The sequence below is a fragment of the Photobacterium sp. AWH4_225 genome, from assembly GCF_056158405.1.
In genome coordinates, this window is the sequence record NZ_JBSWTF010000004.1 from 521,685 (window position 1) to 536,633 (window position 14,949).

Genomic DNA, 14,949 nt, shown 5'->3' on the forward strand with positions numbered 1-14,949 from the left:
GGCTGTTAACAACCTGAGACCGGGCATAATGTTTCAAGATAATCCTTTATTAGCACAGCTTAAAAAACAAATTCAGGAAACACTTCCTAAGAAAGAAGGCAGCATCAAGGCAACTGATCGTGGCTTTGGCTTTCTAGAAGTCGACAATAAAGAAAGCTTCTTCATTCCACCTAACTATATGAAAAACGTTATGCACGGTGACCGTGTTATGGCAGTTATTCGTACAGAAAAGGAACGCGAAGTTGCTGAACCACAGGAACTGATCGAGCAATTCATTACTCGCTTCATTGGCCGAGTAAAGCTTATCCGTGATCGTCTGCATGTTGTTCCCGACCACCCTCAGCTAAAAGATGCTATTAAAGCTCGCCCTGTCAAAGGTCTAAACCCAGAGTTGCTTAAAGAAGGCGACTGGGTTGTTGCCAATATGACACGCCACCCGTTGGTCGGTGACAACAAGACATTCTTCTGTGAAATCAAAGAAAAGATCACTGACAGCAATGACAAGATTGCGCCGTGGTGGGTAACACTTGCTCGTCACGACCTGCCAAATGCCGAGCCAGCACCACAAGAAAGCTGGTCGATGCTTGAAGAAGGCTTGGAGCGTGAAGATCTAACCGAGCTTCCATTCATCACTATCGACGGTGAATCAACCAAAGATATGGATGACGCGATTTACACTGTTGCCAAAGAAGACGGCGGCTTTGAAATCACGATCGCTATTGCGGATCCAACATCATACATCGAAGTGGGTGACAAGATGGACAAAGAAGCGCGCGAGCGAGGCTTCACCATCTACCTACCAGGCCGAAACATCCCAATGTTGCCTCGTGAACTGAGTGACGAGCTTTGCTCACTGCTAGAAGACGAGAAACGTCCAACATTATGTTGCCGCGTGAGCATCGATAAAGAGGGTGTTATCCAAGACGATATTCACTTCTTTGCTGCATGGATCAAGTCGCAAGGCCGTTTGGCTTACGACAACGTATCTGATTTGCTTGAAAACGGCACATGCGAAAACTGGACACCAAACGACACTATTCTGGAGCAGATCAAAGCCCTTCACGGTTTTGCTAATGCGCGCAGCGCGTGGCGTGCCGCCAATGCAGTCGTGTTCCCAGATCGTCCAGACTACCGTTTCGAACTGAGCGAAGATAACGATGTAATCGCTATCCACACCGATCCGCGCCGTACCGCAAACCGCATGATCGAAGAAGCGATGATCACTGCAAACATCTGTGCTGGTCGCGTGCTGCAGGACAAATTCGGTTTAGGTGTGTATAACTACCACAACGGATTCAACCCTGAGAAGTTGGATACAGCGATGGACTTCCTGACCGCAGCCGAAGCACCATTTGATAAAGAGCAACTGCTAACCCTAGATGGTTTCAGTGCCCTTCGCCGCTGGCTGAACGCACAAGACTCGACTTACTTGGACAACCGCCTTCGCAAGTTCCAAGCGTACAGTGAAGTAGGTAACAAGCCAGCAGCGCACTACGCGATGGGCTTGGATGTCTACGCAACATGGACATCACCTATTCGTAAGTATGGCGATATGATCAACCACCGCCTGCTTAAAGCGGTTATCTCTGGTCAGGAGCCAAGCCAAACGCCGGATGACAGCGTGGGTGAAGAAATAGCGACACACCGCCGTAACCACCGTATGGCTGAGCGCGACGTTGCTGATTGGCTATACGTGCGCCTGCTAAAAGACGCGGTGAAAGAAGCTACGGTATTTACAGCTGAAATCTTCGATATCAACCGTGCAGGCATGCGTGTTCGTTTGCTTGAAAACGGTGCTGCCGCGTTCATTCCTGCGCCTTTGATCCTCGATAACAAAGAGCGTATCGAGTGCAACGGCGAGCTAGGTATTGTGAACATCGACAAGGTGAAAGAATACCAACTTGGTGATCAGCTTGAAGTGAACATTGCTGAGGTGCGCACTGCGACACGCCAGCTAGTTGCCAAGCCTGTTAAGCAGTTCCCAGCGCCAGAAGCAGAGAATGCACCTGCTGAAGAATCTGCTGAAGCTTAATAAACGCAAAACTAACAATACTAAAGGGCCAGCGCTTGCTGGCCCTTTTTATATAATTATACCCAAGTAACTTCAGATGCTCGGGTATATCACAATAAGTCTATAAGCCACATTGCTCAGTGGCCCAACAATAAGTCAGCTATGAAAAATCAAACTAACGAACACATTCACCAGCAAGTCCAGCAGTGGCTTGAAAATGTCGTCATCGGGCTAAACCTCTGTCCGTTTGCGGCCAAGCCTAACCGTAACAAGCAGATTCAGATCTTCATCTCTGAAGCCAACAGTGAAGATGCACTGCTAGAAGAAATTTACCAGCAACTACAGAAACTTGATACCACACCGGTTGATGAGTTGGAAACCACTTTAGTGGTGACCCCTCACCTTTTCGATGATTTTGGCGACTACAACCAATATCTAGACCTCATAGACGCCCTGGTTTTTCAAATGGGCTACCAAGGAACCTACCAGATTGCCAGCTTCCACCCAGACTACTGCTTCCACGGTACCCATCCAGAGGATGCCGAGAACCTAACTAACCGTTCGCCCTACCCGATTTTCCACTTGATCCGCGAAGAAAGTATGGAAAAAGTCCTTAAGCACTATCCCGATCCGGAGGGGATCCCAGAACGAAACATCGAGCGGGTTGAAAGTTTATCTGCAGAAGAAGTGAAAAAGCTCTTCCCATTTATTAAGTAACCAATCCTCATTCGATAAGCACTAGGCTTGAGCGAGCCTAGTGTCATTTTTTTGGCACTTTATACCTAGCTCTCATTTTAAGCTTATTCCCAATAAACATTAATAAATCAGTGCTATAAATTGTAAATGATAAGAACGCCCGCACCTATGCATACTGACGCACTATGTATATAATCAACAAGAGGTAATTGCTGTTCTCGTTTAATGATTCGACGTATCCAACTGAGCAAAGGTATCATCAGTAAGCAATGCAGTTATTTTCAATTCCACTCTGCCGACATGCTTTTTTCCGATTTGGATCCCCGGTCCTATTGGCATTTGTTGTGCTGGCAGGTTTGCATCATGCTTCACCTTTTTCCCCTACAAATCAAGTACTCATCAAGTTTCTACCCTATATACTGCTTCCTGTTGCCGTCTTCCTAGGGGAGTTGTTCAATCAGTCGCGCACCTCATTGGCAGCAATCTTATTACTGTTTAGCTATCACATAATACAGACCTGGCTACAATCACCTCTAACCATTCCATCCACTAGACTCGCATACACATTGCTTTCAGTGGCACTGCCTCTGAATCTGCTCATCATTCATCGGCTTCCTGAGCGCCGTTTGCTGACCCGATCCAATGTCTATTTTCTTGGCGCTGTACTTTTACAGTTTATCGGTGCGGCAGTTCTCGTAAACGTCTTAGCTAGCTTTGATTTAACCCTAGTCTGGCAACATTATCTAATCAGTTTTCCACTCATCTCAAGACTGCCGGTTGCCATTATCTTAGTGTTTATTGCCTCACTGACCCTTCACGCCATGCTGGTGTTCAAACGTAATCACCCCCATGATCACGCATTATTCATCGGTACACTTTTTTCAGCACTGACACTCACCTTCTTTCACTTCACCATGATTTCGAGTGTTGCCTACTCCGTATTATCTCTTCTGCTATTAACAAATCTGATCAGCTGTAGCCATGAGCTTGCATACATCGATCAATTAACCGGGATACCTGGAAGGCGCTCGCTGGATACGGAACTAAAACATCTAGGGCGGACTTATTCGATTGCGATGCTCGACATAGACCACTTTAAGGCGTTCAACGATACTTATGGACATAATACTGGCGATGATGTGCTGCGCCTTGTCGCCAGTATCCTAGCCAAACAGTCAAATAATGCCAAAGTCTATCGTTATGGTGGGGAAGAGTTCACGATTATCTTCAAGGGAAGGACGCAAGATGATAGCTTGAGATATTTAGAACAGGTGAGGAAGCAAATTGCAGCCTACCCGCTAAAAGTCCAAGATCATCCCAAAGATGACCTTTCAAGTCATACTGATTCTGTCTCCACTAATATCACAGTCAGTATTGGAGTTTCTGATAACCACAAAATGGATAACCCATATTCCGTATTGAAAGCCGCTGATAAGGCCCTATACCGAGCCAAATCCAATGGCAGGAATCAGGTTTGCCAACGACTCCATGTTTAGCCGACTTGCCAGCAATAATCTCGCTACAACAATACAAACTATCTGAAAAACAACCGGATACAAAAAAACCCGAGCAGATAGGTCGGGTTTTGGTTACCAATAAAACTTACTCTTTTTGCAAAGGTAAGCCCAGCTATGCAGCAACGCCAATGATATATGGAGCCTAGCTTATCCTAACAGATCGGCGGCCAAACCATTGTTAGGCACTAAACTCGGGAGTCGCTTGCCTAAGTGAAAACAAGCGTGTTGTTGTTATTTCATGAGGTACTTTTTATACCCCACTAGAATGATTCTATCAGCCCCCACCGAAATGTGAAACAAATAAGATGGCGTAAATGACTAAAATTCATCATTTATTCAAGATTTATGTTTTTGATTAAATTGACAATATAAAATCAAATATCAACGCGATAATGCATGAAAAAACAACCGAGTAGTTTGATAATTACTTTTAGTTTTATAAATAAAAAAGTGACCATAATGATGATCACTTTTATAAAAATGAGGCCGTATTACTTATTCGCGCCTTCCTTCATCTCTTTTTTTAACTTAGTACATTCATAGATAGGAATAGCGGTTACACCAAGTATCTTCCCTTCATACATGCATATGATTTGTGGCGCAGTTACTGTACTGCCACCACCATGGCCGGATGAAGAATTAGCGAAAGTAAATCCAGAAAAAGCAAGCATCATAAGAACAAGCAATTTTTTCATTAGAAGCCTCCACGTATTTGGGTTTATTCACAACGTAAACCAACTTCTAAAGCGTAGCAGGTATTACCTGAAGTAAAAGCAACGTGCTACTTGCAGTGCATTGTATCACTTGTCACGTATTACAAATGAGAAACCACTTTCCAGCCTTCACGAAAAACACATTCATGTGAGGTATAAAAAAACCGGATGTGTGAGCACCCGGTTTGTTTTTCTTTCGGTATCAGTGGAAAGAATTAACCTTTCACACCACCAGCAGTCAGGCCACCGACCAAGAACTTCTGTGCCAGCAGGAACACGGTTGTAATTGGAATTGCTGATAGTACCGCGGCCGCTGCAAAATCACCCCATAGGTAGTTCTGTGGGTACAGGTACTGCTGCATACCAACAGCCAGAGTATAATTACTAACATCCGTCAATAGCAGTGATGCTACCGGCACTTCAGTTACCACACCGATGAACGACAAGATAAATACTACCGCAAGGATTGGCACAGAAAGTGGCAACAGTACTAGGCGGAATGCTTGCCATGGTGTTGCACCATCCAATGCTGCCGCTTCTTCCAGCGAGCCATCAATCGTTTCAAAGTAACCCTTGATTGTCCAAACGTGCAGGGCAATACCGCCAAGGTAAGAGAAAATCAGACCACCGTGCGTGTTTAGCCCCAAGAATGGGATGTACTGGCCCAAACGGTCAAACAAGGCGTACAATGCAACCAGTGCAAGTACCGCAGGGAACATCTGGAAAATCATCATCCCTTTCAGGATAGTGCTCTTGCCTTTGAAGCGCATGCGAGCAAACGCATAAGCACTGGTTGTTGATAGCGCAACGATGATAATAGAAGTAATACCTGCCACTTTCACCGTGTTCCATAGCCACAGTAGAACTGGGAATGGAGGCGGTGTCACGCTACCATCGCTGTTAGTCACCGAGAAACCAAGCGCTAATCGCCAGTGATCTAGGGTTGGGTTACTTGGGATCAGCTCACCACTTGCAAAGTTACCTTCACGCAGGGAGATAGCAACAATCATTAGGAGCGGGAAAATCGTTGCCGCCAAGAACAAACACAATCCAATGTGTGTTGCCCATACCCGATATTTTAATGACTTAGGTTGAACCATTGGCATGACGTCTCTCCTTAGTCCTGCTCAAGCTTAGTGTTGGTAAATTTCAGGTTAAGTAGTGCCATACCACCTACCAATAGGAAGATAACTGTTGCAATTGCACCGGCTAGACCGAAGTCCTGGCCACCGCCACCTTCAAACGCGATACGGTAGGTGTAACTTACTAGCAAGTCAGTGTAACCTGCAGGCTCTGAAGTACCGACCATGTTCGGACCACCAGAGGTCAATAGCTGAATCATTACAAAGTTGTTGAAGTTAAACGCGAAACTTGCAATCAGTAGCGGTGTTAACGGTTTAATCAACATTGGTAGCGTAATAGTAAAGAAGTTCTGGATAGGGCCTGCACCATCAATGGCAGACGCTTCGTACAAATCTTCAGGAATCGACTTCAACAGACCCATACATAGGATCATCATGTAAGGGAAACCAAGCCAGGTGTTAACCATCACGACCATCACTCGAGCCATTACTGGGTCTGAGAACCAAGATGGCTTAATCCCAAACATAGCTTCAAGCAGCATGTTTATTTCACCAAAGCTCTGGTTGAACAGACCCTTGAAGATCAAAATCGAGATAAATGACGGCACCGCATATGGAAGTATAAGCAATACACGGTAAACGCCACTGAATTTTAGTGGTTCCCACTGTACGATAACAGCCAGGATCATGCCCAGAGCCAGTGTCAGGGCTACGGCCAAGAAAGCAAAGACAACTGTCCAAACGAAGATACCTAGGAATGGTTCTTTGATTCCGTCATCTGTAAGCACACGCTCAAAGTTTGCACCACCAACGCCAACCACGAATCCAGGTGAAATTGGTTTTTCGATGAATTCGCCATTGGCGTTAACAGGCTGGTAGAAGCCAATCTCATAGTTTGGCTTAAACAGCTGGTTCGTTTGATTGTTAAATAATGACTCGCCATCTTCCTGAAGAGTGAACAACTGAGTCTCAGCCGCGAACTTACGCAAGCCACTCATGCGGATGTGTTCACCACTCGGCATTTCCAGCTCAACCTTATTCAGGTTCGAGCGGTTTTGCACGATAGTACGGATTACTTCTTTCTCACCCTGAACCGCGTCAACTTCACGCAGGTTCATATGCTCTTCAGCTGGCGGGTTAGAAATTTCGAATACGTCTGAGGCTAATAGGTCACCATCAGCTTTAATGATTAGCTGGTGTCCGTTCTCAACCTTGTACAGATCGAAACCGTAGCTTTCCCCTGACAAGAAAGACCGTTGCTGCAGGACATTCTGCGCACGCTCTAGAGACAACTGGTTGGAGGCACTGTAGTTAGTAAAGGCCAATCCGACCGTATAAATCAGTGGGAAAATAACGAAAATAATCATCCCGGCAACGCCAGGATAAATGTAGCGATGGGCGTAGGTTTTCTTACTACCAAAGATATAAAGAGCAAGAGCTGTTAGAACAACGGTAAGAAGCGCGAAGGGAATCTCACCCTGTGCGTACATTAAGACAGTAGCATAACCGTTAACCGTACCGATCATGCCTAGCAGTGACCATTTCAGCCACTTACGATAATTTAATTTCGAACTTTCCTGAGGTGAATCGAGAAGTTCTGCACCTTGAACTGACTGCATCTCAGCTCCTTGCTAGCAAAATGACAAATAAAGATGGGGAGAGTTACCCCTCCCCGTAAAACGTATTACTTAAGAATGTGACCCGCTGCTGCGTCTAGAGCGTCATCAACACCCTGGCGACCGTCAACAACGTTCTGGATTGCGTTACCTTGTGCGTACCAGAAAGCAGTCATCTGAGGAACGTTTGGCATGATTTCACCGTTCATTGCGTTGTCCATTGTCGCTGCAATACGGGTATCTTTATCAAGTTTCTGCTGGAAAGACTTAAGTGCTACAGCACCTAGAGGCTTGTCAGCGTCAACCTTCGCCAGACCTTCGTTAGTTAGTAGGTAGTTTTCAATAAACTCAACAGCCAAGTCTTTGTTAGGAGAAACTGCGCTGATGCCTGCAGTTAGTACACCAACAAAAGGTTTAGACGGGTTGCCGTTCAGTTTAGGAAGTAGCGTTACACCGTAGTCGATACCAGACTTCTCAATGTTGCCCCAAGACCATGGGCCATTGATTGTCATTGCAACGTTACCTTTGTTGAATTCTGCTTCAGAGATGCTGTAGTCCATGTCTGGAGAGATAACCTTCTTATCAACCAGAGACTTGATGAAGTTCATGCCATACTTCGCACCCGCGTTGTTCACACCTACGTCTTTAACGTCGTAGCCGTTCGCAGTGAATTTGAAGGCATAACCACCGTCAGCAGTTAGGATTGGCCATGTGAAGAACGGTTCTTTCAGGTTCCACATGATCGCTTTCTTGCCATCTTTTTGAAGCTTCTTGTCTAGCGCTTCGATGTCTTCCCAGTTCTTAGGTGGGTTTGGAACAAGATCCTTGTTGTAAATCAGAGAAAGAGCTTCTACAGCAACAGGGTAACCAACATATTTGCCATCGTATGAAACCGCATCCCAAGTAAAGTCGATGATCTTATCTTTCATCTCTTGAGTTGGGTTGATTTCAGCTAGTAGGCCAGCTTTTGCGTAGCCACCGAAACGGTCGTGAGCCCAGAAAACGATATCAGGGCCATCACCGGCTGCAGCTACCTGTGGGAAACGCTCTGCAAGGTTATCAGGGAAAGCGACAGTAACTTTTACGCCAGTGTCTTCTTCAAACTGTTTACCTACTTCTGCCAAGCCGTTGTAACCTTTGTCACCATTAATCCAAATGGTAAGTTGACCTTCTTCAATCGCTGCATGCGCAGATACTGAACCAAGAGCAGCAAGGGTACATAATGCGACTGTGCTGAGGACTTTCTTCATTATTAACATCCTTCATGATTGTTATTGGTTGTACTGCAGAGGCCTCTCTGCGATACAAATTTCAGTCTGTATCTTCCAACAGTATCAAGCACTCGGCATCATCCTGTGTCCTACGCCCCCACCCCCTAAGTGTGAAAAGCGTGATCTCCGTCGTTTCGCTTAGTGATGCAGATCTAATAACGACGTTTGATTGTGATACAGCGCACATACTATAGGGAATAAAACAGTCCTTCAGCCCTTTGAATAACAAAGTGTGATCTAAACACTCCTCCCCCCCTCATCCCCCTTTTTATTTATTGATAAGGAGGATGTTTCCGCGTGTTTTCTCGGCAAGAATACAACCATACCCACTGGGTAGTTGAAGACACTGTTCTTTTTCTTAGGTAATGCACTTTTGCACTAACCACTCTTTTATAAAGACGACAGCACCATTTTATTTCTTGGGGAAGTAGATAATTTGGATTTTGTCAGGGTAGACGTTGATTCCTTAGTGAATCGCGCTCTACCCGATTTTTCTTCAATTACACGGAAAAATTCTTTACCTGCAAGGCCACGCCCTACTAAGATGAGGTCTTGCTGGCAACAACAACTTAGAGGAATAGGCTCGATGGCGAGTGTTACTTTACGAAATGTATGTAAAGCATATGGAGATAACCTGATTTCCAAAAACGTTGATCTCGATATTGCTGAAGGTGAGTTCGTTGTCTTCGTAGGTCCATCAGGCTGTGGTAAGTCAACACTTCTACGTTGTATCGCAGGCCTGGAAGACATTACTTCAGGTGATTTGTACATCGGCGAAGAACGCATGAACGACGTACCACCGTCAGAGCGTGGTGTGGGCATGGTATTCCAGTCTTATGCACTTTACCCTCACCTTAATCTGTTCGATAACATGTCTTTTGGCATGAAGCTGGCAAAAGCCGACAAGGATGAGACCAAGCGCCGAGTTGACCACGCAGCGGAAATCCTTCAACTAGGTCACCTTCTTGAGCGTAAGCCAAAGGCACTATCAGGTGGTCAGCGCCAGCGTGTGGCTATCGGTCGTACCTTGGTATCGCAACCTAACGTTTTCCTACTGGACGAACCGCTTTCTAACCTCGATGCTGCACTTCGCGTTCAGATGCGTATCGAGATTGCCAAGCTTCACAAGCAACTTGGCTGTACCATGATCTACGTAACCCACGATCAGATCGAAGCGATGACCATGGCACAGAAAATCGTTGTGCTGGACGGTGGTTATGTTTCTCAGGTTGGTAAACCACTTGAGCTATACCACTACCCTCAGAACCGCTTCGTTGCTGGCTTCATCGGTTCACCGAAGATGAACTTCATGAGTGTATTCATTGAGCAGGTTGAAGAAGACCGCGTGATGGTACAAATGGCAAATGGAAAAGCATTCTGGATCCCTGTTGATGGTACAACAGTGACCAAAGGCGACCGTATGTCTCTGGGTGTTCGCCCTGAGCACCTACTACCAGAAGGTGAAGGTGATGCCACCATCGACGGTACTGTGCAGGTTGTTGAGAAACTAGGTTACGAAACACAAGCTTACCTGCGTCTTGAGCACATGGATGCTGATTTCATCTACCGCCGCCCAGATACCATTAACGTTGATGCTGGCGATTCATTCAAAGTTGATATCCCTGCGCACCGCTGTCACCTGTTCCACAGCGATGGCAAAGCATGCCGCCGCCTGTACAAAGAGCCAGGTGTATAAGAAAACGAGTTCCCCCTCGAATAATCAAGTGGGTTGAAATCACTTGAAAACATGCAAGCGCTGTTGATTAAAACCAACAGCGCTTTTTTTATGCTTCGTCAACGGAAGATCTATGACTCTTGACCCAACACAAAAAAACTATGACCCCGCTCGAATGATTGTCCATGAGGATATGGATATCCCGCAATTAAATCGCCAGCGCCATGTCCGTGTATATCTGCCAGAAGACTATAAGAGCAGCACACGACACTATCCTGTTATTTATATGCATGACGGCCAAAACGTCTTTGAGCCCAAGCTATGCATTGCCGGCGCTAGCTGGCAAGTTGCAGAACAATTAGATGAACTTCAGGCCAAAGGACAGTCAAACGGCTTCATAGTGGTCGCAATAGATTGCAGCCAACGCCGTGGCCACCTCGGCCGGCGGGATGAATACTCGCCCTGGGCATTCGCCCCACCAGCAGCTCTGGCCAGCTGGGAGCAAGCAATTGAACCGCAAGGAGGCGAAGGAGAGGCTTACTGCGATTTTATTGTCCAATCCCTCAAGCCTTTCATTGACCATCATTACCGTACTCAACCAGAGCGTGAGTCTACCTCCATTGCAGGCAGCTCAATGGGTGGCTTTCTCAGCCTCTATGCAGTTTTGAAATACCAAGATACCTTTTCCAAAGCTGGCGTGTTCTCGCCAGCCTTCTGGTTTGCACCAGAGGCCATGAAAGCCTACCTCGAGCAAACACCCATCGAGCATCCTATCGATATCTATATAGATATCGGCACCAATGAAACCAGTGACCCGTCTATTGAAGCATTCCCGGCGCTTTACCATGATCTTGCCGTTGAGTTTGCAGAACTCCTCTGCCTCAAATCTCCCCAGATAACTTGTCAGTTCAATGTTGATCATGGTGGTATTCACAGTGAAACGGCCTGGGCACGGCGATTCACTAACCTAATATGCCCAAGCTACCCTGAATCTTGAGGTAACTTGGGTATATATATTTAAAGCAAAAGTGATCCAAATCGTCCTTAGTGGAGTTATCAGGTGGAACAGGAGTCAAAGCGCTCCTACACTGAAAATGAAACGGCAAGTAGGTTGTACCACTTCTTTCCTTGGGCAAGCACTGAACCGCGCACGTGTTTTGCCTAAGCGGGTATGGCTTTCGAATGGAGGATCATGACATGAGCAGCCATGATAGGATCGAAGATATCGAACAACGCATCCACCTAGCTTATCAAGAGGGTAACTATCAAGAGGCAAAAGCCCTTGAAGCCAAAATACAAAAGCTTAGAGGACAGCGCAATTTATATGATGACAACGAGCCCTACTCCTTAGAGGGGCGTACATATATGGATTACGACTAACAATCATGCTGCTCCTTTAGCTGACCAACCGACGACCAAATAAAAAGCGCTGCATTTCTGCAGCGCTTTCTTTTTTCCCATCAAAACCTAGCGAAATTAGTCTGTCGCTTGAGCAAGATTAGCACTCTCAACTTGCTGTTGAAGCACATGCTGGCCCTGTAGCACTGGGAAAACCAAAGAATGATCTGGCTTGGCAAAGGCAAGATCACCAATCACAGGGACAAAGCTTGGCTGAATTTGACTAAGATCGCGAGCCTGGCCATTCACGGCAACTGATGCATCAACCGGATCAAACTCGATCACCGCGGGTAGTTCATCAGCTTCCAGCACTAGCTGATACTTCGCCTTATCAGATGCCATCAAGTGAAGCTCAAGCTGTACAGAATCACTTTCCATATAGGTGAGCTCGAATCGCTGTAAGCCTGACTCAATGTGCTGGTAACCTACCGATAGGGTATTAGATTGGCCAAAACGAAGCTCGGCATCAAACTGCCCCCAGCTAGAAGGCAAACATGGCGCCAAAATGACTTTGCCCGATAACAAATCCGGCTTGAAGCCAATGTAGTCCTGATAGCCATTACGAGTAAACTCAGACACCGACCACGCTTGGGCATAGGTACCGGTTGTGGTTAGCCCACCCTGCTCATTCAAGAATGCATCGAGGTTTTCGCTCATAGCCCCACGGTGGCCGAGGTACAAGATCTGATCGGACAGGTTCTTGGTTAACTGATAAGCAAAATCGGCGTAGCCATATTCAATCAGGCTTGAAACCGTGAAACCCGCATTCCACCCCCAAATGGTACCGTTATGGTAGGCGGCATCTTTGTGGAATTCCTCGCGGTTGGCATGGTAAGGGTGGAAAATCGGATCGTACTGCGACAAAGAGGTTATCCCCCAAGGGAACAACAACTCGCTGACCGCATTTTTCACCACTTTGGCACCAATCGTTTTGTCCAGCAGCCCGTTATCAAACGGTACTGTTACTGTCATCAACTGGTTAGTTCGCACCTGAAGATCACGCTGATTATCACTATGTAAGCGATCTGCCAGTTTTTGCTGGTCTTGATCCCAGAACAACTTCTGGAAACTTTCACTTACCCTCCCAGCCATCTGCTGATAATGCTCAACGCCCTGCTCATCACCCGTAAGCTTCGCCAGTTCAACGGCCACCAACAGGCTGGTATACCAAAGCGCTTGGATATCGTTTGCACGAGTACCACGAGCCGACCAAGGTAGTTTGCCCTCAAGTTTGGCGTCCATCCAGGTATCTGGATCACGGTGGGTCATCAGCCCATGATCATCCAGGTAATGCTTTTCGATACCTGCAATGTAGGTCTGCACCACTGGATAGATAGACTTGGCGTAGTCTTTATCGCCGCTATAGCGCAAGTAATCCCACACCTCACGTACCATCCACGGGGTACCGTCAGTCGTGTTGTAGATAATATTGGTTAGGCTGGTGACACGATTAGGAATGCGGCCAAAATTCACATTGGTTTCATCTGCCAACTGCATCGACGCGAAATTATCAATAATGGTCTTGGCATCGTCAAAATCACCATTGACCAAGGTAATGCCAGGTACAGCGATAAAGGAATCACGCCCCCAACAATCCTTGAACCATGGAAGGCCAGCCCAAATGCCCTTGCCAAACTCAGTAGAAACAAACACTTTGCCAGCAGCCTTCGCCCACATCAAAGCTCGGTTATATTCGCGATCTGACGTCCAGACATAGGAATGGGTCAGCATGTCGTAAACCTGCTGCAGGTGAACACTCACCCCATCCTGCTCGACCAATGAACGAGCATGAGCGACCGCTTCTGCTTCCGTTTCCGCAAAAGCCAGATACACAGTCATCTCAGTTTGAGGGGCTGATGACGTTAGCAACGGCTTCACATGATGGCCACTCAAGTGCACCTTGTCCTTGAGTGCTGGCGTTTCACCAAAATTCGTTTCACTGAACGAAAAAGACTGATCAGCACAAAGGGCAATAAACGATGGCGTACCTGCTTGTCGAAGCTCTTCTGACAGCGCATACACCACCCCGCCCTCAATGGATGTCACTGATGAGCTATCCATCGCTAAGTTAAGCTGGGGCGATATCGACAAAATAGCTGGCTCTTCCGACTTCACCGTAATAGCAGCGCTTCGCTGGCGGCTTTCTTGGCCGGAAAACAACATAAAGGTTTCTTCGATGTCTTTTCCAGTTCCAGTTTTAAAGCTATGGGTCACTCCATACGGGTAGATGCGGGCTTCTTTGGCGATGGTTTTGTCATTTAACGCCCCATCAATAAATGAGGCCATAGCGCCGAGATACCAACCTTGCTTGTGGCGGTACTTACCTGCCGCAACATAACCGTGGGTCACACCATCAAAATAACCGTCGATGTTGTCACCAAATACAAATGGAGCACTCTGTTCAACAGTAATAGCAAGCTCATCAAACAACGGCTCAGGGCTGAGCACCTTGTTTCCCTTACCGATCACTTTCCCTGTCTCGGCATTAACCGAGAACGTTGCGTTGAACAGTGCACGATTCGGCTCACTATCGAGGTTTTCACCACCCGCCTCAATCACCATTTCAACTTTCTCATCGGAAACAGTAACAGAGAGGGTATATAAACCCGTGTCTGGTGCCATAAAGGTAAGGTCATTGCCGATCCCCTTGGCTGGGATCAGCGTCTGTGGCTGCTTCAGCTGACAAGCAACTGCTTTGTATTTATCGGCTGCAAAGCTCAGTGCCTCTGAGCCTTGTTGATCAGATATTTTGAAATTATGAAGATCGGCAGAAAAGCAAACTACAGCTTGGTAACAGCCTTCACCAATATAAGCCATTGGTGTATCGTCACCCCAGCCATTGAATGTCCCTTTAACGTATAACTGCTCTTTAAAAGGCGCTTGTTCAATTATGCTCACGTGTTTTCCTTGGGTCATCTTAAATGACAAAAAGCGCAGTCTCATCAAGATGAGCTGCGCGTAATTTAGATG

Annotated in this window: 11 protein-coding genes; 6 read left to right on the forward strand and 5 right to left on the reverse strand. The window is 46.5% G+C overall.

The window, feature by feature from the left end:
- The first annotated feature begins 28 nt into the window (after positions 1-28).
- From ACXAD4_RS19785 to ACXAD4_RS19795, 3 genes are all read left to right on the forward strand, one after another.
- Complete coding sequence (locus tag ACXAD4_RS19785; RefSeq protein ID WP_475243609.1) at positions 29-2,032, forward strand: exoribonuclease II; 2,004 nt, start codon at positions 29-31, stop codon at positions 2,030-2,032.
- A gap of 141 nt (positions 2,033-2,173) precedes the next feature.
- Positions 2,174-2,728, forward strand: a complete 555-nt coding sequence (locus ACXAD4_RS19790; RefSeq protein WP_475243611.1) for a DUF1415 domain-containing protein — start codon at positions 2,174-2,176, stop codon at positions 2,726-2,728.
- 311 nt (positions 2,729-3,039) lie between these two features.
- On the forward strand, positions 3,040-4,203 hold the full coding sequence (locus ACXAD4_RS19795; protein WP_475243613.1) for a GGDEF domain-containing protein: 1,164 nt from the start codon (positions 3,040-3,042) through the stop codon (positions 4,201-4,203).
- Between the two features lie 512 nt (positions 4,204-4,715).
- Here the strand turns inward: ACXAD4_RS19795 and ACXAD4_RS19800 are convergent.
- The 4 genes from ACXAD4_RS19800 to malE form a co-directional block, all read right to left on the reverse strand.
- A complete protein-coding gene (locus ACXAD4_RS19800; RefSeq protein WP_317523128.1) occupies positions 4,716-4,919 on the reverse strand; it encodes a hypothetical protein in 204 nt (67 codons plus the stop codon).
- Between the two features lie 233 nt (positions 4,920-5,152).
- Positions 5,153-6,043, reverse strand: a complete 891-nt coding sequence (gene malG, locus ACXAD4_RS19805) for a maltose ABC transporter permease MalG (RefSeq protein WP_107297074.1) — start codon at positions 6,041-6,043, stop codon at positions 5,153-5,155.
- 11 nt (positions 6,044-6,054) lie between these two features.
- Positions 6,055-7,638 (reverse strand): maltose ABC transporter permease MalF, encoded by a 1,584-nt coding sequence (malF, locus tag ACXAD4_RS19810; protein WP_475243615.1) that lies wholly within the window; start codon positions 7,636-7,638, stop codon positions 6,055-6,057.
- A gap of 65 nt (positions 7,639-7,703) precedes the next feature.
- Positions 7,704-8,885, reverse strand: a complete 1,182-nt coding sequence (gene malE, locus ACXAD4_RS19815) for a maltose/maltodextrin ABC transporter substrate-binding protein MalE (protein ID WP_475243616.1) — start codon at positions 8,883-8,885, stop codon at positions 7,704-7,706.
- 607 nt (positions 8,886-9,492) lie between these two features.
- Here malE and malK point away from each other — a divergent pair.
- The 3 genes from malK (at position 9,493) to ACXAD4_RS19830 (ending at position 11,961) form a co-directional block, all read left to right on the forward strand.
- Entirely contained in the window at positions 9,493-10,602 is a 1,110-nt protein-coding gene (gene malK / locus ACXAD4_RS19820) for a maltose/maltodextrin ABC transporter ATP-binding protein MalK (protein WP_475243617.1), read from the forward strand.
- A gap of 112 nt (positions 10,603-10,714) precedes the next feature.
- The gene (locus ACXAD4_RS19825) at positions 10,715-11,578 is read left to right on the forward strand and encodes an alpha/beta hydrolase (RefSeq protein ID WP_475243618.1); all 864 of its coding nucleotides are present in this window, start codon (positions 10,715-10,717) and stop codon (positions 11,576-11,578) included.
- Positions 11,579-11,778: 200 nt separating this feature from the next.
- Entirely contained in the window at positions 11,779-11,961 is a 183-nt protein-coding gene (locus ACXAD4_RS19830; protein ID WP_475243619.1) for a hypothetical protein, read from the forward strand.
- A 96-nt stretch (positions 11,962-12,057) separates the two neighbouring features.
- On the opposite strand, the gene ACXAD4_RS19835 is transcribed toward ACXAD4_RS19830, so the two are convergent.
- Entirely contained in the window at positions 12,058-14,877 is a 2,820-nt protein-coding gene (locus ACXAD4_RS19835; protein ID WP_475243620.1) for an amylo-alpha-1,6-glucosidase, read from the reverse strand.
- Between the last annotated feature and the right edge of the window lie 72 nt (positions 14,878-14,949).